Annotated in this window: 21 protein-coding genes; 13 read left to right on the top strand and 8 right to left on the bottom strand. The window is 71.3% G+C overall.

Annotated features, from left to right (window positions below; genetic code table 11):
- On the top strand, positions 1 to 617 hold a 617-nt coding region (locus ACTWQR_RS49380), incomplete at its 5' end, for a hypothetical protein (protein ID WP_443233894.1).
- A gap of 54 nt (positions 618 to 671) precedes the next feature.
- Here ACTWQR_RS49380 and ACTWQR_RS49375 read toward each other — a convergent pair.
- Together ACTWQR_RS49375 and ACTWQR_RS49370 are read right to left on the bottom strand one after the other, a co-directional pair.
- Positions 672 to 1,946, bottom strand: a complete 1,275-nt coding sequence (locus ACTWQR_RS49375; RefSeq protein WP_443233893.1) for an adenylate/guanylate cyclase domain-containing protein — start codon at positions 1,944 to 1,946, stop codon at positions 672 to 674.
- Between the two features lie 240 nt (positions 1,947 to 2,186).
- Positions 2,187 to 3,089: a biotin--[acetyl-CoA-carboxylase] ligase gene (locus tag ACTWQR_RS49370; protein ID WP_443233892.1), complete on the bottom strand. Its 903-nt coding sequence runs from the start codon at positions 3,087 to 3,089 to the stop codon at positions 2,187 to 2,189.
- A gap of 200 nt (positions 3,090 to 3,289) precedes the next feature.
- On the opposite strand from ACTWQR_RS49370, the gene ACTWQR_RS49365 reads away from it, so the two are divergent.
- Together ACTWQR_RS49365 and ACTWQR_RS49360 are read left to right on the top strand one after the other, a co-directional pair.
- Positions 3,290 to 4,888: an acyl-CoA carboxylase subunit beta gene (locus ACTWQR_RS49365; RefSeq protein WP_443233891.1), complete on the top strand. Its 1,599-nt coding sequence runs from the start codon at positions 3,290 to 3,292 to the stop codon at positions 4,886 to 4,888.
- Between the two features lie 58 nt (positions 4,889 to 4,946).
- A complete protein-coding gene (locus ACTWQR_RS49360; RefSeq protein WP_443233890.1) occupies positions 4,947 to 5,153 on the top strand; it encodes an acyl-CoA carboxylase epsilon subunit in 207 nt (68 codons plus the stop codon).
- 11 nt (positions 5,154 to 5,164) lie between these two features.
- Here ACTWQR_RS49360 and ACTWQR_RS49355 read toward each other — a convergent pair whose 3' ends face one another.
- Positions 5,165 to 6,295 (bottom strand): SGNH/GDSL hydrolase family protein, encoded by a 1,131-nt coding sequence (locus ACTWQR_RS49355; protein WP_443233889.1) that lies wholly within the window; start codon positions 6,293 to 6,295, stop codon positions 5,165 to 5,167.
- 156 nt (positions 6,296 to 6,451) lie between these two features.
- Between ACTWQR_RS49355 and mmpB the strand changes: the two genes are divergently transcribed.
- Positions 6,452 to 6,580: a morphogenic membrane protein MmpB gene (gene mmpB, locus ACTWQR_RS49350; RefSeq protein WP_363103150.1), complete on the top strand. Its 129-nt coding sequence runs from the start codon at positions 6,452 to 6,454 to the stop codon at positions 6,578 to 6,580.
- Positions 6,581 to 6,689: 109 nt separating this feature from the next.
- The gene (locus tag ACTWQR_RS49345) at positions 6,690 to 7,310 is read left to right on the top strand and encodes a Maf family protein (RefSeq protein ID WP_443233888.1); all 621 of its coding nucleotides are present in this window, start codon (positions 6,690 to 6,692) and stop codon (positions 7,308 to 7,310) included.
- Positions 7,311 to 7,326: 16 nt separating this feature from the next.
- Here ACTWQR_RS49345 and ACTWQR_RS49340 read toward each other — a convergent pair whose 3' ends face one another.
- Positions 7,327 to 7,854 (bottom strand): hypothetical protein, encoded by a 528-nt coding sequence (locus tag ACTWQR_RS49340; RefSeq protein ID WP_443233887.1) that lies wholly within the window; start codon positions 7,852 to 7,854, stop codon positions 7,327 to 7,329.
- Positions 7,855 to 8,299: 445 nt separating this feature from the next.
- Between ACTWQR_RS49340 and ACTWQR_RS49335 the strand changes: the two genes are divergently transcribed.
- Positions 8,300 to 10,072 carry an acetyl/propionyl/methylcrotonyl-CoA carboxylase subunit alpha gene (locus ACTWQR_RS49335; protein ID WP_443233886.1) on the top strand — a complete coding sequence of 591 codons (1,773 nt, stop codon included), beginning with the start codon at positions 8,300 to 8,302 and terminating at the stop codon, positions 10,070 to 10,072.
- Positions 10,073 to 10,088: 16 nt separating this feature from the next.
- On the opposite strand, the gene ACTWQR_RS49330 is transcribed toward ACTWQR_RS49335, so the two are convergent.
- Positions 10,089 to 10,469, bottom strand: a complete 381-nt coding sequence (locus ACTWQR_RS49330; RefSeq protein ID WP_443233885.1) for a hypothetical protein — start codon at positions 10,467 to 10,469, stop codon at positions 10,089 to 10,091.
- Between the two features lie 166 nt (positions 10,470 to 10,635).
- Here ACTWQR_RS49330 and ACTWQR_RS49325 point away from each other — a divergent pair, with 166 nt between their 5' ends.
- Positions 10,636 to 11,181 carry a TetR/AcrR family transcriptional regulator gene (locus tag ACTWQR_RS49325; protein ID WP_443233896.1) on the top strand — a complete coding sequence of 182 codons (546 nt, stop codon included), beginning with the start codon at positions 10,636 to 10,638 and terminating at the stop codon, positions 11,179 to 11,181.
- Positions 11,182 to 11,286: 105 nt separating this feature from the next.
- On the opposite strand, the gene ACTWQR_RS49320 is transcribed toward ACTWQR_RS49325, so the two are convergent.
- Together ACTWQR_RS49320 and ACTWQR_RS49315 are read right to left on the bottom strand one after the other, a co-directional pair.
- Positions 11,287 to 12,249 (bottom strand): DeoR/GlpR family DNA-binding transcription regulator, encoded by a 963-nt coding sequence (locus ACTWQR_RS49320; RefSeq protein ID WP_443233884.1) that lies wholly within the window; start codon positions 12,247 to 12,249, stop codon positions 11,287 to 11,289.
- Between the two features lie 167 nt (positions 12,250 to 12,416).
- The gene (locus tag ACTWQR_RS49315) at positions 12,417 to 13,865 is read right to left on the bottom strand and encodes an NAD(P)H-quinone dehydrogenase (protein WP_443233883.1); all 1,449 of its coding nucleotides are present in this window, start codon (positions 13,863 to 13,865) and stop codon (positions 12,417 to 12,419) included.
- Positions 13,866 to 14,063: 198 nt separating this feature from the next.
- Between ACTWQR_RS49315 and ACTWQR_RS49310 the strand changes: the two genes are divergently transcribed.
- The 6 genes from ACTWQR_RS49310 to ACTWQR_RS49285 all read left to right on the top strand — a co-directional run bounded on the left by ACTWQR_RS49310 (position 14,064) and on the right by ACTWQR_RS49285 (position 19,651).
- Entirely contained in the window at positions 14,064 to 14,501 is a 438-nt protein-coding gene (locus ACTWQR_RS49310) for a gamma-glutamylcyclotransferase (RefSeq protein ID WP_443233882.1), read from the top strand.
- Positions 14,502 to 14,628: 127 nt separating this feature from the next.
- Positions 14,629 to 15,453: a purine-nucleoside phosphorylase gene (locus ACTWQR_RS49305; protein WP_443233881.1), complete on the top strand. Its 825-nt coding sequence runs from the start codon at positions 14,629 to 14,631 to the stop codon at positions 15,451 to 15,453.
- Positions 15,454 to 15,725: 272 nt separating this feature from the next.
- Positions 15,726 to 17,357: a phospho-sugar mutase gene (locus ACTWQR_RS49300; protein ID WP_443233880.1), complete on the top strand. Its 1,632-nt coding sequence runs from the start codon at positions 15,726 to 15,728 to the stop codon at positions 17,355 to 17,357.
- A 277-nt stretch (positions 17,358 to 17,634) separates the two neighbouring features.
- A complete protein-coding gene (locus tag ACTWQR_RS49295; RefSeq protein ID WP_443233879.1) occupies positions 17,635 to 17,982 on the top strand; it encodes a transcriptional regulator in 348 nt (115 codons plus the stop codon).
- The gene (locus tag ACTWQR_RS49290; RefSeq protein WP_443233878.1) at positions 17,979 to 18,650 is read left to right on the top strand and encodes a nucleotidyl transferase AbiEii/AbiGii toxin family protein; all 672 of its coding nucleotides are present in this window, start codon (positions 17,979 to 17,981) and stop codon (positions 18,648 to 18,650) included. Before ACTWQR_RS49295 ends, ACTWQR_RS49290 begins: the two co-directional genes overlap by 4 nt.
- Positions 18,651 to 18,901: 251 nt before the next feature.
- Positions 18,902 to 19,651 (top strand): aminoglycoside 3'-phosphotransferase, encoded by a 750-nt coding sequence (locus tag ACTWQR_RS49285; protein WP_443233877.1) that lies wholly within the window; start codon positions 18,902 to 18,904, stop codon positions 19,649 to 19,651.
- 41 nt (positions 19,652 to 19,692) lie between these two features.
- On the opposite strand, the gene ACTWQR_RS49280 is transcribed toward ACTWQR_RS49285, so the two are convergent.
- A complete protein-coding gene (locus tag ACTWQR_RS49280) occupies positions 19,693 to 21,354 on the bottom strand; it encodes a hypothetical protein (protein WP_443233876.1) in 1,662 nt (553 codons plus the stop codon).
- Positions 21,355 to 21,462 lie beyond the last annotated feature (108 nt).

The following is a 21,462-nucleotide window of genomic DNA, read 5'->3' as shown; positions in this document are numbered from 1 at the left end:
TGCCGCCCGAGCCCACCCTCGGCCGCACCCCCCGCGGACGGCACCGCAAACCCCGCCCCCGCCGCGTCCTGTTCGCGGTCGGAGGGCTCGCGCTGGCCGCGGGAGCCCTGAGCCTGATGCGACTGGGTGCCACGTCATCGGGCGGCGGCGAAGGCGTGGAGGCCATGGACGTCGAGCCCGGCGCGGCCAGTTCCGCCGAGGACACGGCTCGGGACAACGCCGGGGCGGTGGTCGCGGGCGTACCCACGGCGAGTGCGTCACCGTCGGCCACGGCAACCATGGGGAGTGCCGGAGCGACACCGCCCTCCGGTCAGTCGGCCCGGCCAGGACAGGCAGGGCGGCCAGGACCCGCAGACAGGGCAGGACAGGCGTGGCCGGGAGCCGTACGCCCCACAGCCACACCTTCCGGGGCCACCCAGGGCTCGCGCCCGATCGTCACCACCCCGCCGGCGGAAGAAGCCGCCCGGCAACCAGCTCCCCGGCCTCCAGCCACCACACCCTCGAATGCGGCCCCGGCCCCGCCCTCCACCGGCACGGCCCGTCCCCCGGCCCGAAACCCCGAGCCCTCGGACCTGTGCGTACCGATCGTGGGCCTCTGCCTCGACGAAGACCGATAACCCGGCTCAGGAATCCCCGCGGCTCAGGGTCCCCGCGGCTCAGGAATCCGCGGCTCAGGAATCCCTACGGCTCAGCAACCAAGGTTCGACCACACCCAGCCCCCGAACCGCGCGCTGCCACATCGGCTGGAGCGTGAAGCGGTACAGCGGCGGCTCCTCGCCCTCCTTCTCGGCGGCGGCCGCCGCCTCCGCGGCCGCGGCCTCCGAGGCGGGCGCGTCGCCCGTCCGGGTGATCTCCTCCGCGAAGGCCCCGTCCACCAGAACGGCGTCCTTGGGAGCTATCGAGGTCAACCGGGACGCGAGGTTCACGGTCGTACCGAAGACATCGCCCATACGGGTGGTCACGGTGCCGAAGGCGATCCCGACACGGAGTTCGGGCATCGTCTCGTCGTTGGCCATGGTCTCGATCAGGCGGAGGGCGATCTCGGCGGCCACGCCCGCGTCGTCGGCGGCGTACAGCACCTCGTCACCCAGGGTTTTGACCAGTCGGCCCCCGCGAGCGGCCACCAGATCCGCGGCCGTGGTCTCGAAGGCCTCGACGAGCTCGCCGAGTTCCTCTTCCTCCATGCGCCGCGTCAGGCGCGTAAAGCCGACAAGGTCGGCGAATCCGACAGCCAGCCGCCGGTCGACCATCTCCTCGTCGTCCGCGGCCTGCACGACCCGGCCGGTCGCGGCGGCGAGCTGACGCCGCCAGACGTAGACGAGGAACTCCTCCAGCTCGGGCAGCAGCAGCTCGACGAGGGGGTATGTCACCTCGGTGCGGGTCATGCCGGGTTCCGGGGGCTCGGTCAGGCCCTCCAGGAAGGAGTCGATCTGCCACTCGGCCAGCCGGGCGGTCGTCTGGCCGGTGGAACGGGCCACCTGGATCGCCATCGCCTCACTGAGCAGGCCCGCCTCGACGAGACCGGCGAGCCGGCGCAGCGCGAGCACGTCCGCCTCCGTCAGCGCCTTGGCCTGGCCGATGTCGGCGAAGCCCATGGCCCGCCAGAAGCGGGTGGCCAGCTCCACGGAGACGCCGGCGCTGCGGGCCGCCTGGAAGGGGGTGTAGCGCCGCTCGGCGCCGAGGATGAGCTGTTCGAGCCGGAGCGCCAGCGGATCGTCGCCGGATTCGTCGGCCTGCGCATCGACCCGGACCGACGCGTCTCCCCTGGCCTGTGCGTCCGTCCGGCGACCCTGCGCGTCCGTCCGGTCCTGCGCGTCCACCCGTACGTGGGTCTCGGTCCGGGCGACCCGTGCGGCCGCCGTATCGGCGACAGACCCGGCGGTACGCCCCGGCTCGCCGTCGGAGGCGGGGTTACCCGTGCCGGAGCCCGTGTCGTCGACGGTCACGCCTGCTGCCCTTCCGATCTGCCGCGGTCAGGTATCGACCGGCCTCAACTCTACGGCAGGTGTGCTGTGGCTCACTCCCGAGTGCCGAGGCCGGACGGCTCATGGCCCACTCTCACTCGTAGGTCCGGTGGTCCGCTCCCTGTCGTACGGCCTGTACCCGCCTCTTGCTCATCATCCGAGGCCAGATACCTCGCGTACCCCGTACCCCTTTCGTCCCATCGCTCACTCTTGGCCCGCCACTCACTCCTCGCCCATCGGCCCCTTCGATCCCGTGGATCCCGTCGACCTCAGATGCACGATGTCCCCCGCCCCCACGGGCTGCTGCACACCCTCCGCCGTCGCCAGCACCAGCCGCCCGTCCCCGTCGACCGCCACCGCCTCGCCGATGATCGACGTGTCTCCGGGCAGTTCGGCCCGTACGACCCTTCCGAGGGTCGCGCACCCGGCGGCGTACGTCTCCTGGAGGCCGGACGCCGCCGGGTCGCCGCCCGCGTCGCGCCACTTCCGGTACCAGTCCTCCAAGGAGCGCAGTACGGCCCGCAGCAGGGGGTCACGGTCCGTGCTGATCGCTCCCGCCAGCGCGAGCGATCCCGCGCCGGGCACGGGCAGCTCGTCCTCGCGGAGGCTGACGTTGATGCCGATGCCGACCACGACGGCGTCGGGGCCCGCGCGCTCGGCGAGGATCCCGCCGACCTTGCGCTCCTCGCCGCCGACCGTGACCAGCAGGTCGTTGGGCCATTTGAGGGCCATGTCGACCCCGGCGGCGCGGGACAGCCCGGCGGCCGTGGCGACACCGGCAAGCAGCGGCAGCCAGCCCCAGCGCTCCACGGGGACCCCGGCCGGCTTCAGCAGTACGGAGAAGAAGAGCCCGGAGCGGGCGGGCGCCGTCCAGCGGCGGTCCAGGCGGCCGCGCCCGGCGTCCTGCTCCTCGGCCACGAGGACCGCACCCTCCTCGGCCTTGCCGTTCGCGGCGAAAGCGACGAGATCGGTGTTGGTGGACCCCGTACGGGACACCAGCTGGACATCGGACCAGAGCCGGCCGTCCCGGACGAGCGCGCGGCGCAGTGCCGCGGCGTTGAGCGGCGGACGGTCCAGGTCGGACCAGCGATTGTCGTTCGCGTCTGAGTCATCTCGCGGCGTCATGCAACCCACATTAGGTGTGGTAAACGCCGCACTGCCGAACTGTAGGCACAGCACTACGCTACGGATGAGTAGCCAATCCCCCTTCTGAGCACCTCACCCTTCCGAACCCCGTCGAACCCCTCTGAACCCCTCTGAACCCTTCTGATCTTCTGAGACCTCACCCTCACGTCCCCATTGAGCAGGCAGGGAGCCCCATCCCGATGTCCGAGCCGGAACAGCAGCGCGAGATCGACATCCACACCACCGCGGGCAAGCTCGCGGATCTGCGGCGCCGCATCGAGGAGGCGACGCACGCCGGCTCGGCGCGTGCCGTCGAAAAGCAGCACGCCAAGGGCAAGTTGACTGCCCGTGAGCGGATCGAACTGCTGATGGACGAGGGGTCGTTCGTCGAGTTCGACGAGTTCGCCCAGCACCGGTCGACCGACTTCGGCCTGGAGAACAACCGCCCGTACGGGGACGGAGTGGTGACCGGCTACGGCACGGTGGACGGCCGCCCGGTGACCGTGTTCTCGCAGGACTTCACGGTCTTCGGCGGGGCTCTGGGCGAGGTCTTCGGACAGAAGATCATGAAGGCGATGGACTTCGCGCTGAAGACCGGCTGTCCGGTCATCGGCATCAACGACTCGGGCGGTGCCCGCATCCAGGAGGGCGTCTCGGCGCTCGGCATGTACGGCGAGATCTTCCGCCGCAACACCCACGCCTCCGGCGTCATTCCGCAGATCAGCCTGGTCGTCGGCCCGTGCGCGGGCGGCGCGGTCTACTCGCCCGCGATCACCGACTTCACGGTCATGGTCGACCAGACCTCGCACATGTTCATCACAGGCCCGGACGTCATCAAGACGGTCACCGGAGAGGACGTCGGCTTCGAGGAACTGGGCGGCGCCCGGACCCACAACTCCACGTCCGGCGTGGCCCATCACATGGCGGGCGACGAGAAGGACGCGATCGAGTACGTCAAGTCGCTGCTCTCCTACCTCCCGTCGAACAACCTCAGCGAGCCGCCCGCCTTCCCCGAGGAGGCGGACCTCGAGCCGACGGACGAGGACCGCGAGCTGGACACGCTGATCCCGGACAGCGCGAACCAGCCGTACAACATGCACACCATCATCGAACACGTCCTGGACGACGCCGAGTTCTTCGAGACGCAGCCGCTGTTCGCGCCGAACATCGTCACCGGCTTCGGCCGGGTCGAGGGCCGCCCGGTGGGCATCGTCGCCAACCAGCCGATGCAGTTCGCGGGCTGCCTGGACATCAACGCATCCGAAAAGGCCGCGCGCTTCGTCCGCACCTGCGACGCGTTCAACGTGCCGGTGCTGACCTTCGTGGACGTCCCCGGCTTCCTCCCGGGCGTCGACCAGGAGCACATGGGCATCATCCGCCGCGGCGCGAAACTGATCTACGCGTACGCGGAGGCCACCGTCCCCCTCATCACGGTGATCACCCGCAAGGCCTTCGGCGGCGCGTACGACGTCATGGGCTCCAAGCACCTGGGCGCCGACCTCAACCTCGCCTGGCCGACCGCCCAGATCGCCGTGATGGGCGCGCAGGGCGCGGTGAACATCCTGCACCGCCGCACCATCGCCGCGGCTCCCGAGAACGAGCAGGAGGCCACCCGGGCCCGCCTCATCCAGGAGTACGAGGACACGCTCCTCAACCCCTACACGGCGGCCGAGCGCGGCTACATCGACGCCGTGATCATGCCGTCCGACACCCGCTCCCACGTCGTACGCGGCCTGCGTTCGCTGCGCTCGAAGCGGGAGTCCCTGCCGCCGAAGAAGCACGGCAACATCCCCCTGTAGCCCTGTAGGAAGCCGGCCGAACGCAGAAAGCCAGTCGAGAGCGGGAACGGGAGCGGTCATGATCAAGGTCGTACGGGGCAATCCGACCCCGGAGGAGCTCGCCGCCGCACTGGCGGTGGTCCAGGCCCGCGCCGCGGCGGCAGCCACGGTCCCGCCCGGCGCGACGCGGGAGCGGGACGCGTGGGCGGACCCGGCGCGCTTGGCCCAGCAGCGCTTGCCGGCGCCGGGCCCGACGGCGTGGGGCCGCACGTACTGGCCCGCCTGAAGCCGCCCCGGCTAAAGAACTCCGGCGACGACTTCGGCCATCACCTCGTACCCGGCATCATTCGGGTGCAGGTGATCGCCGAAGTCGTACGCGGCACGCAGCGCATCCGGGTCGGCGGGATCGGCGAGCGCACGGCTCAGGTCGGCGACCGCGTCGTACTCCCCTGAGCAGCGAATCCACTCGTTCAGCTCATGGCTCACCTTGGCCGCACGCTCACCCCAGTGATCGGAGCCGCCGAAGGGCAGCAGGGTCGCACCGATGACACGCAGGCCACGGACGCGCGCCTGGCGTATCAACTCCCGGTGGCCCGCGATGAGTTCGTCCCCCTCGACAACCGGCGCGGGCACATACGTGGGCTGTTCGTCCGTCTCGCTGAAGCCGATGTCGTTGAGACCATGGAGGACGACGAGTGTGCTCACGCCGGCGTGGGCGAGGACGTCCCGTTCCAGGCGGTGGACGCCCTTCTCCCCGTACCAGGCGGAGTCGTTGAGGACGAGATTGCCGCCGATACCCGCGTTGAGGACGGGCCGCCCGGTGCGGGCGCCGAGCGCGTCGGACCAGCGGCGGTTCGCGCCCGGGGTGGACCCGAACCCGTCGGTGATCGAGTCGCCGAAGAGGGCCACGCCGTCCGTACGCCCCGCGGAGACCTCGACGGCAGACAGGAAGTACCAGGACTCGGTCGCCTCGTCGAAACCCTCGCCGGTCACGTCCTCCAGACGGTCGCCCGTACCCCGGTAGCTGGTCGTGAAGGCCTGCGCGTGGAAGGTCGCGGGTCCGGTGGTGGCGTCGAGGTGGAGGGTGACGGTCGCCGAGTCCCCTGAGTCCAGGGTGAGTTCGGTCGCGTCACTTACGGCCTCCCCGCGTGCCGGGATCTCCGCGGACGCGGCCCCCGCGAAGGTGAGGCGCCGGACCGAGCCGGGCTCCACGGCGGCCCCTCGGGTCGTACGGGCGACGGTGGCGCCCGCGATCCGCAGCGGTGAGGCGCCGTACGCGTTCGAGAGGCGGATACGGACCCGGTCGCCGCCCGCGCCGAGCCGGACGGCCTGGCGCAAGGACTGGCGCCAGAAACCCTCCTGGGACCAGTTGGCGGTGAAGCCCTCGCTGGGGCGCTGGGGCGAGGCTGTCCAGACGGTGGTGAACACAGCGACTCCTCTCCTAAAGGGGTCTTGAGTTCCTTTAAAGGCGGACAGCGGGACCGTAGCAGCCCGACCCAGGCTAAAGAAACCCCAGACCCATTTACGCAAGTTGAGTACGCGTACTCAGGCGCCCCACCCCGCCGCCGAGTCACGATCGTTGACATGCTGTGGTCCGACCCCGAGAACGAGCCCCCCAAGGAACTCCGCGATATGCAGGCGATGTTGCGGCGCGCGGGCGTTCTCCTGGCGTTGGCCATGATCCTGGCGATGATCGTGCTCGGGGCCATGTGAACCGGTCGGCACGCGAACCCGGCGGCACGCGAACCCGGCGGCACGCGAACCGACGGCACGTGAACCGGTCGGCCGCGGCGGAGCCGAAACGCGCCGATACCCTGGCCACATGACTGATCAGCCACGCCGCCGGCTCGTGCTCGCCTCCCAGTCCCCCGCCCGGCTCGCGCTGCTGCGCCAGGCCGGGCTCGACCCCGAGGTCGTCGTCAGCGGGGTCGACGAGGACGCCGTGTCGGCACCGACCCCCGCCGAGCTCGCGCTCGCCCTCGCCGAGGCGAAGGCGTCCGTGGTGGCAGCGAAGCCCGAGGTCAAGGGTGCCCTGGTGATCGGCTGCGACTCGGTGCTCGACCTGGACGGCGAGGCGCTCGGCAAGCCCGCCGACGCCGAGGAGGCGACCGCCCGCTGGAAGTCGATGCGCGGCCGCGCGGGCACGCTGCAGACCGGGCACTGCGTGTGGGACACGACCACCGGGCGGTACACGTCGGGGGTCGCCTCCACGGTGGTCCGCTTCGGCGAGCCGACCGACGCCGAGATCGCCGCGTACGTCGCCTCGGGCGAACCCCTCTACGTCGCCGGGGCGTTCACGCTCGACGGCCGCTCGGCCCCGTTCATCGACGGCATCGACGGCGACCACGGCAACGTCATCGGCATCTCGCTGCCGCTGGTGCGCCGCCTGCTTGCCGATCTGGGCGTCGCGATCACGGAGTTGTGGACGCCGCGCGAGAGGTAACGGACCGGGACGACAGTCAGGGGGTCGAGGGCGCCGGAGGGGCGGCCGGGGCTCCCCCGTTCACGCCGACGCCCCCGCCACCCTCGCGGTCGCCGTCACGCTCGCCGTCGCCGCCACCCTCGCCGTCCGGCTTCGCGTCGGACACGGCGGGCTCCGGACGGTCGTACGCCATGAAGATGAGCACGATCAGCCCGAGCACCACCATCATGAAGGCGAACGCGCCCCAGCCCACCATGCCGACCGTGAACGCGCCGAGCGTGCCGTGCACGACCGCGGCGCTGATCAGCAGGATGCGGCCGAGGCCGGCGGGGGCGCGGTCGCGCAGGGCGACGCGCAGCGCGACGAAACCGCAGAGCGCGAAGTAGAGGCCGAAGACCAGACCCGCGGCCTTCGAGGACACGGACATCGCATTCGGATCGAGCCCGGCCAAGGACATGTCCTGCCGGTCGACGACGACCCCCAGGAACCAGTTGAGCAGTGCGATGCCCAGCGCCTCCACGAAGAGCACGATCGCGGCCACCCACGCCACCGGTCTGCGCACCACCGGACCCCACCCACTTTCGACTGCCGCTCGAGCACGCTGCTCTTAGCCTGAAGCGCTGCTGTTACCCCAAGTACGCCCACCCGCCACCCGACCACCGCCCCTCAACGGGGCCGTTCGGGCCACGGACTCTCTTCAGCATCGCGAACGCTACTAACGGGTAAACCCCGGGACAAGGGATCCGCCGAAGGCAAAGAATCGTTGGGCCATTCGTAGGGACTCCACAAAGAAACGACTCTGGGCGCGGCACGCTCTCACAGAGACCTGCACCACATCGGAGGACTAGGGTTCAGGGCAAGCCCGCCGCGTACCCTGGTGCGACAAGGGATTTCGCAGGCGAGCGGACCTCGTATCACGCTCCGTGTGGGCAAGCTCACCACCGGGGACGGGTCGAAACGTCGTGTCGGCAGTCCCTAAACTCGGCTTGTTTCAAGGAGAGGGAGCCAACGTGCGCAAGGTGTTGATCGCCAACCGTGGCGAAATCGCTGTCCGTGTCGCCCGGGCGTGCCGAGACGCCGGGATCGCGAGCGTGGCCGTGTACGCCGACCCGGACCGGGACGCGCTGCATGTGCGGGCCGCGGACGAGGCGTTCGCCCTGGGCGGTGACACCCCGGCCACCAGTTACCTCGACATGGCCAAGGTGCTTCAGGCCGCCAAGGACTCCGGGGCGGACGCGATCCACCCCGGCTACGGCTTCCTCTCCGAGAACGCCGAGTTCGCGCAGGCGGTCGGGGACGCGGGCCTGATCTGGATCGGCCCGCCCCCGCAGGCCATCCGCGACCTGGGCGACAAGGTCGCCGCGAGGCACATCGCGCAGCGCGCCGGGGCCCCGCTCGTCGCGGGCACCCCCGACCCGGTGTCCGGCGCCGACGAGGTCGTCACGTTCGCGAGGGAGCACGGCCTGCCGATCGCGATCAAGGCTGCCTTCGGTGGTGGCGGACGCGGCCTGAAGGTCGCCCGCACGCTGGAAGAGGTACCCGAGCTGTACGACTCCGCGGTGCGCGAGGCCGTTGCCGCGTTCGGCCGTGGCGAGTGCTTCGTGGAGCGCTACCTGGACAAGCCCCGGCACGTGGAGACCCAGTGCCTGGCCGACTCCCACGGCAACGTGGTCGTCGTCTCCACCCGCGACTGCTCCCTCCAGCGCCGCCACCAGAAGCTGGTCGAGGAGGCCCCGGCGCCGTTCCTGTCCGAGGCGCAGAACGCCGAGCTGTACGCCGCCTCGAAGGCCATCCTCAAGGAGGCCGGCTACGTCGGCGCGGGCACCGTGGAGTTCCTGGTCGGCACCGACGGCACGATCTCCTTCCTCGAGGTCAACACCCGCCTCCAGGTGGAGCACCCGGTGACCGAGGAGGTCGCCGGCATCGACCTGGTGCGCGAGATGTTCCGTATCGCCGACGGCGAGGAACTGGGCTACGGCGACCCGCAGCTGCGCGGCCACTCCTTCGAGTTCCGCATCAACGGCGAGGACCCGGGCCGCAACTTCCTGCCCGCGCCCGGCACCGTCACCACCTTCGCCCCGCCGTCGGGCCCCGGTGTCCGCCTGGACGCGGGCGTGGAGACCGGCGCGGTCATCGGCCCCGCCTGGGACTCACTCCTCGCCAAGCTGATCGTCACCGGCGCCACCCGCGAGCAGGCCCTCCAGCGGGCCGCCCGCGCGCTCGCCGAGTTCAACGTGGAGGGCATGGCCACCGCCATCCCCTTCCACCGCGCGGTCGTCACCGACCCGGCGTTCGCCCCCGAACTCACCGGCTCCACCGGTCCGTTCACGGTCCACACCCGGTGGATCGAGACCGAGTTCGTCAACGAGATCAAGCCCTTCGCGGCCCCCGCGGACACGGACACCGACGAGGAGCCCGGTCGCGAAACGGTCGTCGTCGAGGTCGGCGGCAAGCGCCTGGAGGTCTCGCTGCCCGTCTCGCTGGGCATGTCCCTGGCCCGTACGGGTCTGGCGGCGGGCGCCAAGCCCAAGCGCCGCGCGGCCAAGAAGTCCGGCCCGGCGGCTTCCGGCGACACCCTCGCCTCCCCGATGCAGGGCACCATCGTCAAGGTCGCCGTCGAGGAGGGCCAGGAGGTCAAAGAGGGCGACCTGGTTGTCGTCCTGGAGGCCATGAAGATGGAGCAGCCGCTCAACGCGCACCGCTCCGGCACCATCAAGGGCCTGTCCGCGGAGGTCGGCGCGTCGCTCACCTCCGGCGCCGTGATCTGCGAGATCAAGGACTGACGCCGCGGTCTCTCTGCTACACGACCGCACGCGGTGACACGCGGCCGGCTACATGCGCACGGAGCGCCCGGAGGACCTGTGACGGTCCGCCGGGCGCTCCGTTCATCCCCCGCGTCAGATGGCTTTGAGTCAGATGGCTCTGAGTTGGGCACTGAGTTGGATGGCTCTGCGTGAGACGGCTCTGCGTGAGCAGCAGCGGCCCGAGCACCGCGGTGATTCCCGTCAGGACCCGGCTCGCGCTGCGTTCGGAGGTGGCTCCTCCGGCGGCGGCCTGCGCGTGTGGCGACGTGGCGGTCATGATTTCCCCCTGTTCGGGCAGCTCCTCCAGGGATTGGGCGTCCGCCAGGTCGCGTACGAGCAGCAGTACGCGCCGCGCGTCAGGACCGCTGATCTGCATGAGGCTCCCCCAGGGCCCTGAAACCTGCTTGTCCGCTCACGATGGCATGCTTGACAGCAGCCGGTGCGGCAGGAGAGGGCAGGTGAACGTCATGGTGAGCGCGGCCTCACATGGGACCGTGGAAAACGCCACTGGGACGACGGAAGGCTCCACCGCCGTACGTCCCATGCGCGCCGACGCCCGCCGCAACCGCGACCGGCTGATCGCCGAAGCGCGGGCGGCGTTCGCCGAGTTCGGGGCTGACGCGTCCCTCGAGGATGTGGCGCGGCGCGCGGGTGTCGGCATCGGCACCCTGTACCGGCACTTCCCGAACCGGCACGCGCTGCTGAGCGCGGTCTTCGCGGACGCGGTGAACGATCTGCTGTCCCGCTCGCGCGCGCTGCTCGACGACCCGCAGCCGTGCACGGCGCTCGTGGCCTGGCTGCGCGCCATCATCACTCATGCGGGTGAGTACCGCGGTCTGTCGCGTGCGCTCATGTCGGCCTCGCACGACGAGGGTTCCGCGCTGGCCCGGTGCAGCGGGCCGATGCGTGCGGCGGGCAGCCGCCTGCTCGCGCGTGCGCAGCAAGCGGGCGCCGTTCGCTCCGAGGTCTCCATCGGCGATCTGCTCCAGCTGACCAACGCGATCGCGTTGGCCGCCGAAGAGACCCCGGACGACCCGGAACTGGCCGACCGCCTGCTGACCCTGACCCTGCGGGGCCTGAAGCCCTGAAGCCCTGTGGGCCTGAAGGCCTGCCCCTGTGGAGCGGCCAAGCCTGACGTACGGACTGGACCACCGTCCGTCAGTGCCCTCACGCCCTCCGCACCAGCGGTTCGGTCAGCGCCGGCGCATGTCCGCGACCCGCGCCCGCTCGCTCTGGGGCTGTTCCCCCAGCACCGCCGCCGCGCTGCGCAACTGCGGACCTCCGCCCGGGACTTGGCCACGTCTGGGGCCCGGCAGCGGCACGTCCCGGCGTGGCGGCTGGCGCCCCGCCGGGACCGTATCGCCTCCGGCACCGCCGGCCCCGGCCACCGCGATCTGCACACCCTGGTCGGCCAGGGCCTGCAGTTCGGTGGCCGCACGGTCGTCGTGGCCGGGCGGTTCGTCGGTGACCAGCCGGGTGATCACGTCGGTCGGCACCGTCTGGAACATCGTGTCGGTGCCGAGTTTGGTGTGGTCGGCGAGGACGACGACCTCCGCGGCCGCCTGCACCAACGCGCGGTCGACGGACGCCGACAGCATGTTGGAGGTGGACAGACCGCGCTCGGCGGTCAGTCCGCTCCCCGACAGAAAGGCCCGCGAGACCCGCAGCCCCTGGAGGGACTGCTCGGCACCGCTGCCGACCAGGGCGTAGTTGGAACCGCGCAGGGTGCCGCCGGTCATCACGACCTCCACACGGTTGGCATGGGCCAACGCCTGTGCCACCAAGAGGGAGTTGGTGACGACGGTCAGCCCGGGCACCCGCGCGAGCCGGCGAGCCAGCTCCTGCGTGGTGGTCCCGGCCCCCACCACAATGGCCTCGCCCTCTTCGACGAGACTCGCGGCGAGGTCGGCGATGGCCGTTTTCTCAGCGGTCGCGAGATGAGATTTCTGCGGAAAGCCGGACTCCCGCGTGAACCCGCCCGGCAATACCGCACCGCCATGTCGGCGGTCGAGGAGTCCTTCTGCCTCCAGTGCGCGCACGTCCCGCCGTACGGTCACTTCGGAGGTCTGGACGACGCGGGCGAGCTCACGGAGCGACACAGCCCCATTCGCTCGCACCATTTCGAGGATCAATTGGCGACGTTCTGCAGCGAACACGAAACTGACAGTAACCCCAACGACCGTCTGCTTTCAGCAGTTTTCGCCGAATAACAGAAGTTGTTCGCACGGCCGCACGGTAAGTGGTATAGGGGCCTACTCCGGCCGTCTATGCCGCACGAATGGTCGGCAACTCCCGTTGACCAGCGGGGAGTTGCTTTTCATCGTCAGGCCTCGCCCTCGGTCTTACGAGTGTGGAGCTGCCGTGCCACCTCTGCGATCGAGCCCGACAAGGAGGGATACACGGTGAAGGCGTTCGCGATCTGTTCGACGGTCAGGTTGTTGTCGACCGCGAGCGAGATCGGGTGGATCAGCTCGGAGGCGCGCGGCGCGACCACGACACCGCCGACCACGATCCCGGTGCCGGGCCGGCAGAAGATCTTCACGAAGCCGTCCCGGATGCCCTGCATCTTGGCGCGCGGGTTGCGCAGCAGCGGCAGCTTCACGACCCGGGCGTCGATGACGCCGCCGTCGACATCCGCCTGCGAGTAGCCGACGGTGGCGATCTCGGGATCGGTGAAGACGTTCGAGGACACCGTCTTCAGGTTCAGCGGGGCGACCGCGTCTCCCAGGAAGTGGTACATGGCGATACGGCCCTGCATGGCGGCGACGGAGGCGAGCGCGAAGATTCCGGTCACGTCACCGGCGGCGTACACACCGGGAGCCGTGGTCCTGGACACCCTGTCGGTCCAGATGTGCCCGGACTCCTGGACCTTGACCCCCGCCTCCTCGAGACCCATGCCATGGCTGTTGGGAATGGCGCCGACGGCCATCAGACAGTGCGAGCCGGTGATGACACGGCCGTCGGCCAGCGTCACCTCGACCCGGTCCTCGACCCGTTTGGCGGACGCGGCCCGCGAGCGCGCCATGACGTTCATGCCGCGGCGCCGGAACACGTCCTCGAGGACGCCCGCCGCGTCCGAGTCCTCGCCCGGCAGCACGCGGTCACGGCTGGACACGAGCGTGACCCGCGACCCGAGCGCCTGGTAGGCGCCGGCGAACTCGGCACCGGTGACACCGGACCCGACGACGATGAGCTCTTCGGGGAGCTCGTCCAGGTCGTACACCTGGGTCCAGTTGAGGATGCGCTCGCCGTCGGGCTTCGCGTCGGGCAGCTCACGGGGGTGCCCGCCGGTGGCGATGAGCACGGCATCGGCGACGAGCGTCTCTTCCGTACCGTCCGCGGCCCGTACGACGACCTTCCGCGACCCGTCCAGGGCCTGCATGCCTTCGAGCCGCCCGCGCCCGCGCAGCACCCGGGCGCCCGCACGCGTCACGGAAGCCGTGATGTCGTGCGACTGGGCGAGCGCGAGCCGCTTCACACGCCGGTTGACCTTGCCGAGATCGACACCGACGACGCGCGCGGGCGTGTCGATGTGAGGAGTGTCATCGGCGACGATGATCCCGAGCTCCTCGTAGGACGAGTCGAAGGTGGTCATCACCTCGGCCGTGGCGATCAGGGTCTTCGACGGGACGCAGTCGGTGAGCACCGACGCCCCGCCCAGGCCGTCGCAGTCGACGACGGTTACCTCCGCGCCGAGCTGGGCGGCTACCAGGGCCGCCTCGTATCCGCCGGGTCCGCCACCAATGATCACGATCCGAGTCACGTACTCCATTGTCCCGCACGCCTCAGGGTGCTTCTGCCCGGGGTGCTCGCGCCCGGGGCTCGGCCGGGTGCCTCGGCTACGGGAGGAGGGCGTCTCAGTCTCGGGAGGCGGGTATGTCAGCCGCGGGAGGCGGGTACCTCGGTTGGAGTAGCCGGGTGTCCCAGTTGCGGGAGGGGCGTACGTGTTCGCTGCCGTACTCTCGGTCTCATGTCGCTCTACGCCGCGTACGCCGGCAATCTCGACCCGCGGCTCATGACGCGCCGCGCTCCGTACTCGCCGCTGCGCGCCACCGGGTGGCTGAACGGCTGGCGGCTGACGTTCGGCGGCGAGCACATGGGCTGGGAGGGCGCACTGGCGACCATCGTCGAGGCCCCGCGCTCACAGGTCTTCGTCGCGCTGTACGACGTCGCACCCCTGGACGAGGACTCCCTGGACCGCTGGGAGGGTGTCGGCCTCGACGTCTACCGCCGTATGCGGGTACGGATCCACACGCTGGAGGGCGAGGAGCCGGCGTGGGTGTATGTCCTGAACGGCTACGAGGGAGGCCTCCCCTCGGCCCGCTACCTCGGCGAGCTGGCGGACGCGGCGGAATCGGCCGGCGCCCCGCACGACTACGTGATGGAGCTGCGCAAGCGCCCTTGCTGAGCGCTCCGCGGGTTCGGTGGGTGATGCGCCGGTGATGTGCCCTCGGCGGAAACAACAACACAACGATCACAATCCCGTGACCAATCACATCTACGCGCGTAGGCCCGAAGCGGCTACCCTCGTGCGCGTGAACGCATCTCTTCTTCCGGACGACATCCAGGGCGATCCCCACGCCGCCGCCGACGCCGCTGCCGCGCGCGTGCGGGAACTGACGGGCGCCGAGACCCACGACGTCGCCCTCGTGATGGGCTCCGGCTGGGCACCGGCCGTGGACGCGCTCGGCGCCCCCGCGGCCGACTTCCAGGTCACCGAGCTGCCCGGTTTCCCGCCGCCGGCGGTCGAGGGCCACGGCGGCAGTGTCCGCTCATACCGGATCGGCGACAAGCGCGCGCTCGTCTACCTGGGCCGCACCCACTACTACGAGGGCCGCGGTGTCGCCGCCGTCGCGCACGGCGTCCGTACGGCCGTGGCGGCCGGCTGCAAGACCATCGTGCTGACCAACGGCTGCGGCGGTCTGCGCGAGGGCATGCGCCCCGGCCAACCGGTCCTCATCAGCGACCACATCAACCTGACGGCGGCCTCGCCGATCGTCGGCGCGAACTTCGTCGACCTGACGGACCTGTACTCGCCCCGGCTCCGCGCCCTGTGCAAGGAGATCGACGAGACCCTCGAAGAGGGCGTGTACGCGCAGTTCCCCGGCCCGCACTACGAGACGCCGGCCGAGATCCGGATGGCCCGCGCCATCGGGGCGGACCTGGTCGGCATGTCGACGGCCCTCGAGGCCATCGCCGCGCGCGAGGCGGGGGCGGAGGTTCTCGGCATCTCCCTGGTGACGAACCTCGCCGCGGGTATGACCGGCGAGCCGCTGAACCACGAGGAGGTGCTCCAGGCGGGGCGTGACTCGGCGACGCGTATGGGGGCGCTGCTTACTCAGGTGTTGGATCGGCTGTAGGCGGAGGCTTTCTTCGCCCCCGCCGCCCCTGCCCGTCCCATACTCCTGGGGCTCCGCCCCAGACCCCGTTTTCGGGGGCCGGCCCCCGAACCCCCGCGCCTCAAACGCCGGAGAGGGTGAATCACTAGCCCGTCCGGCGTTTGAGGACGAGGCCGTCCAGGCCGAAAGCTGGGGTCTGGGGGCGCAGCCCCCAGGGACGGGCCGGGTAAGGGCGGCGGGGGCGAAAACCCGGGTACACGGCAACGCAGGACGAAGAGAGAGGCTCACCCGACGTGCAGGACGAACTCATCGCCCGGGCCAAGGCATGGCTGGCCGAGGACCCCGACGCGGACACCCGTGAGGAACTCGGCAAGCTCATCGACGCCGAGGACACAGCGGAGCTCACCGCACGCTTCACCGGCACCCTCCAGTTCGGCACGGCGGGCCTGCGAGGCGAACTCGGCGCGGGCCCGATGCGCATGAACCGCGCGGTGGTGATCCGCGCGGCAGCCGGCCTGGCCGCCTACCTCAAGGCGAAGGGCCAGGGCAACGGCCTGGTAGTCATCGGCTACGACGCCCGCCACAAGTCCGCCGACTTCGCCCGGGACACCGCGGCCGTGATGACCGGCGCGGGCCTGCGCGCGGCGCTGCTCCCCCGCCCGCTCCCCACTCCCGTACTCGCGTACGCCATAAGGCACTTGGGCGCGGCGGCAGGCGTAGAGGTGACGGCCAGCCACAACCCCCCGCGCGACAACGGCTACAAGGTCTACCTGGGAGACGGCTCCCAGATCGTCCCCCCGGCGGACGCGGAGATCGCCGCGGAAATCGAAGCGATCGCGAGCCTCAAGGACGTACCGCGTCCCGCCGAAGGCTGGGAAACCCTCGACGACAGCGTCCTGAACGCCTACCTGGCCCGCACGGACGCCGTACTGTCCGCCGACTCGCCGCGTACCGCCCGCACCGTCTACACGGCGATGCACGGCGTGGGCAAGGAAACCCTCCTCGCGGCCTTCGCCCGGGCCGGCTTCCCCACCCCCGTCCTCGTGGCCGAGCAGGCGGACCCGGACCCGGACTTCCCCACGGTCGCGTTCCCGAACCCGGAGGAGCCGGGCGCGATGGACCTGGCCTTCGCGAAGGCGCGCGAGACGAACCCGGACCTGATCATCGCGAACGACCCGGACGCGGACCGCTGCGCGGCGGCGGTCCCCGACGCCGGGGACTGGCGCATGCTGCGAGGCGACGAGGTGGGTGCGCTCCTGGCCGCCCACCTGGTCCGTAGAGGCGCGCGGGGCACGTTCGCGGAGTCGATCGTCTCGTCCTCGCTCCTCGGCCGGATCGCCGAGAAGGCGGGCCTCCCGTACGAGGAGACGCTGACGGGCTTCAAGTGGATCGCCAAGGTGGACGGCCTCCGGTACGGCTACGAGGAGGCGCTGGGCTACTGCGTCGACCCCGAGGGCGTACGGGACAAGGACGGCATCACGGCGGCACTCCTGCTCACGGAGCTGGCGTCGGAGCTCAAGGCCGAGAAGCGCACCCTCCTGGACCTCCTCGACGACATCGCGATCGAGCACGGCCTGCACGCCACGGACCAGCTCTCGGTCCGCGTGGACGACCTCTCCCTGATCGCGAACGCGATGCGACGCCTGCGCGAACAGCCCCCGACGCAGCTCGCGGGCCTGCCGATCACCCGGTCCGAGGACCTCACCCAGGGCACGGACAAGCTCCCTCCCACGGACGGACTGCGCTACACCCTGGACGGCGCCCGCGTCATCGTCCGCCCCAGCGGAACGGAACCGAAGCTGAAGTGCTACCTGGAGGTCGTGGTGCCGGTAGGCACCCGGGACGCCCTCCCGGCGGCACACGCGAAGGCGACGGAGCTCTTGTCGACGATCAAGGGGGACCTGTCGGCGGCGGCGGGCATCTGACCCGCACACGGACATGGGACCGCACTCGATGGGGTGTCCTCCCCGATCTCCCCGATCTCCCCGATCAGAGGCATCCCATCGAGTGATTCACGCGGGCCGGTTGACGCCTGCTCCGGGGCACACGCCACCGGCCGAGGAACGGTGGACCGGTGGCGCACAACCGAGCTCTGGAGCCAACGCCGTGCCCCGGACCCGTTCCGGCCGCCACCCCGAGCGACCACGGCGCCAGGCGATCACGGCCCCGGACGCCCGCGACTCCCCGGGCAATAATCGAGGCATGGCCTCACCGCCCAACCTCTCCGAGCTCCGCCGAGCCAAGTTCGCCCGACGGCTGCCCGTCGAGTTCGCCATGCTCGCCGGCCCGGCCCACGGGACCGTGAGCCTGCCCGTACACCTGGCCTGGTCCGGGCTGACCGAGTTCGACCTCGACCAGCCACGCCTGCGCATGAGCTGCTACCGCATCGTCCTGGCCGAGGGCCTCCACGACGACCTCGTGCGGTACCTCAACCAGGACCTGCTCCTCACCATGTGGCCCACCCTGCGCACACTGATCAGCCGGGACCTCCGTGACGTCTGGGAAGGCGCCTTCGCCGAACTGGCCCCGCCCGCCCAGGCTGTTGCGTGAACCTGACCGGCCTGCACCGCCGCCTGCTCACGGACGTACTCGCCGTGGGCACCCCGTACCCACTCGCGCTCACCGGCGGCTACGCCGTCCAGGCCCACGGCCTGGTCGACCGCCGCAGCCAGGATCTCGACGTCGCCACCGAGAATCCGGAGGCAATGGAGGAGATCGCCGCGACCGTGTGTGCGGGGCTGGAGGAGCGAGGCTGGCACGTACGGGCACTGGAGACGGACCCTCTCTCCGCGCGGCTGATGGTCGCCGACCCGGGCAGCGGGGAGGAGTGCGAGGTCGACGTTCACAAGGAGGCCCTGTGGCGGCCGCCCGTGCGGGCTGAGTACGGCCTGGTCCTCTCCCTCGAAGATGTCGTCGGCACCAAGGTCCGCGCCCTGGCCGACCGCGGCCTCGCCCGCGACCTCATCGACGTCCGAGCCGCCGCGGACCGCTGGAGCCACCCCGAACTCGAAGAACTCGGCCGCCGCCACGCCCGCGACACCTTCGACCTCGCCGACCTCCAGTCCCGCCTCGTCGGAGCGGACTGGATCGACGACACCGAGTTCGCCGCCTACGGTCTGGACGACCAGGCAATCGCCGAACTGCGCCGGTGGGCCCAGGAATGGGCGGACGACATCGCCGAGCGGCTCCTGGAGTCGGAAGCCCCGCCTGACGACTGACTGAGTGCGGATGCGGATGGGGATCCGGACGGACCCGGGTGCGGGTCCGGACCCGGACCCGGGTGCAGGTCCGGGTGCGGGTCCGGGTGCGGGTCCGGGTGCGGGTCCGGGTGCGGGTCCGGGTCCGGGTCCGGGTCCGGGTGCGGGTAGGGGTCGGCGGTGACCGTCGCAGCCCGCGGTACGTCGTTGCCTGCCTCGCCGCCTCAGAAAACCACTCGCCCTGGGCGCCGAGCGAAGAGCACCATGCGCCCATGCCCTACTCCGGCCCCCCGCCTCCCACAGTGCGCGTACCCGCCCCGATCGCCACCCTGGCCAAGGGGCGCCCGCTGCTGCCCGTCTGGCAGAACGAGTTGGGCGGCCTGACCTTCCGCATCGGTGCCGGCGAAGAGGAGCGGCTGTTCGCCAAGTGGGCTCCGGCCGGGTCCGGGCTCGACCTGGCCGCCGAGGCGGAACGGATGGGCTGGGCCGGGCGCTTCACGCCGGTGCCCCGGGTGCGGGAGCACGGGACCGACGCGGACGGGGCGGCCTGGCTGGTCACCGAGGAGCTTCCCGGCAGCAGTGCCGTCAGTGACCGGTGGAAGGCGGATCCCGGTACGGCTGTCCGGGCGCTGGGAGTCGGGTTACGGGCGCTGCACGAGCGACTGCCCGTGGCCGACTGTTCCTTCAGCTGGTCTGTCGATCAACGGCTGGAACGCGCCCGGCGCTCCGGCATGGACGTGCCCGCCGACCTGCCCGAGCCTCCGCCGATCGACCGTCTCGTCGTCTGCCACGGCGACCCCTGCGCGCCGAACACGCTGCTGCACGAGGACGGCTCCTGGTCCGCTCACGTCGACATGGGAACCCTGGGCGTCGCTGACCGTTGGGCCGACCTGGCCGTTGCCACCTGGAGCACCGAGTGGAACTACGGCCCCGGCTGGGAGGACGCCCTCCTCGACGCCTACGGGATCGCCCCCGACCCGCAGCGGACCGCCTTCTACCGACGTCTGTGGAGCGTCACCTGAGCATCCCGCGTCTCAGGTTCCGCGTTGGTCTGCGAGTGCCCTCAGCTCCACACGGCCAACGCCGCCACCCACACCACCGCCAGCGCCACGGCCAACGGCCACAACGGCCGTCCCCGCTCCGGCCCGCTGCTCTCCCCCGTGGGCCGCAGCCCCGGATGGCTGTGCATGGCCGTGAGCTCGGCGGCCAGCGCGTCGTACGGGTGGGTCAAACCCCGGCGGCGCTCGAGCCATGCCCAGCGAGGCGCCGTGACCGCCCAGTCGTCGTGTCGCCAGCGGAGCTTCAGTTCGAAGGACTGGCGGCGTACGGAGCGGATGTCGTCCCAGGGGACGTGCCGAGGGCCGCGCAGGCCGGTGACCCAGAGGCCGGAACGGTCGGCGGTGATGCGCCAGGCGAGTTTCATGGGGACGCGGACAGCGCCGTAGAGGCCGAGTACGACGGCGAGGGCCAGTTGCCAGAGGGGCGCGCCGGACTCGGTGAACCAGAGCCCGCAGAACCAGACGCCCCACAGCACCAAGAGCGCGGCCGCCACCCGGTCCAGCCAGCCCGCGCTCCAGTGGCGTACCGGCACGGGGGCCAGCTCCTCCACCAACTCCTTTGCCTGCTCCTCCAGTTGGCGGTTCTGTGCCTCCCTGGCCTGCCCCCTGGCGATACGCCGGCGGCCGGCGCTCGGCGTCAGTGGGCGGACCGGGCCCGTCGACCACTCCGTCAGCGGAGGCTGGTCGGGGTCCTCGTCGGCGCTGACGACCACGACCTCGGCCCCGTCGAAGGGCGCACCGTAGAGGACGGCCTCGCGGACCGGCCCAGGGATGTCGTCGTCCACCTCGTCGAGGAGCCACTCCAGCTCCTCGCCGTCCTCCCCGTCCCCGTCGTCCGCTTCGCTGTCGCCGTCGTCCGCTTCGTTGTCGCCGTCGGACGAGGTCAGGGCCACGGTGAACAGCGGCCGCAGCGCCACGAGGTCGTCCGCCGCGTACACCTCCGTGGTGCCGTCCACGTCGTCGCGGACGAGGACGCGCAGTACGGGCACGGGTGCCCGGCGCAACCCGTCGGCCCGGTGCCGGCCCAGCCGCGCCGAGACGAGTGCGGTCGCGGCGAGCCCGGCCAGGAAGACGGCCATGACCCAGGCACCCCTGCGGTCGTCACCGGTGCCCCAGAGTCCCGAGGTGGCGCCGGTCAGCACGCCGAGCCCGAGCACCACGAGGCCGAGCGGGAGCAGGAATCGGCCGCGCCGCACCGGCGCGTGCGCGACCGGGAGACGTGCCGTGACGTCCCCGGCGGCCTCCATCGCCTGGTGGAGCTGTGTGCTCCGGGCCCGGAGACGTACGGCGACGGCGGCCCAGGAGACCACCACGACGAGCGCCCCGACCGCGGTCACGGCCCAGGGCTGCGACGGTGCCTCCACGGCGAGCGCCAGGAGCAGCCCGGGCGCCCCGACCCAGACCAGCTCGGGCCGCGAGAGCACCCACAGGACGTACACCGCGAAGCCCGCCGCGACGAACGGCCACAGCCCGCCGAGCAGCGCGGCCCAGGCGCCCGCGCACAGCGCGAGGGTGGTCAGCGCCGCCGCGATCGACCCGCGCACCCGCAGGAACGTCCAGCGCGGCGGCAGCGCGGCCGACCAGCCCGCCGCCCGCCCGGCCGTCCAGTCCCGACAGCCGTCGGGTATCGCGGCTGCGGGCAGCCGCAGCGGCTCGTCGTACGACACATGCACTCCTGGGTTACGTGGAAACGCCGGTGCTTACGAGACGTCCCTGCCGCCGATGTAGTTGCCGCCTTCTCGTACGGCCGGGCGCGGCCATCTCCTCAAACCGTG

The organism is Streptomyces sp. 2A115 (assembly GCF_052245575.1).
Taxonomy (GTDB): Bacteria; Actinomycetota; Actinomycetes; order Streptomycetales; family Streptomycetaceae; genus Streptomyces.
Note: the sequence above shows the minus strand (reverse complement) of the source record. Positions and strands in the feature narration are given on the sequence as shown.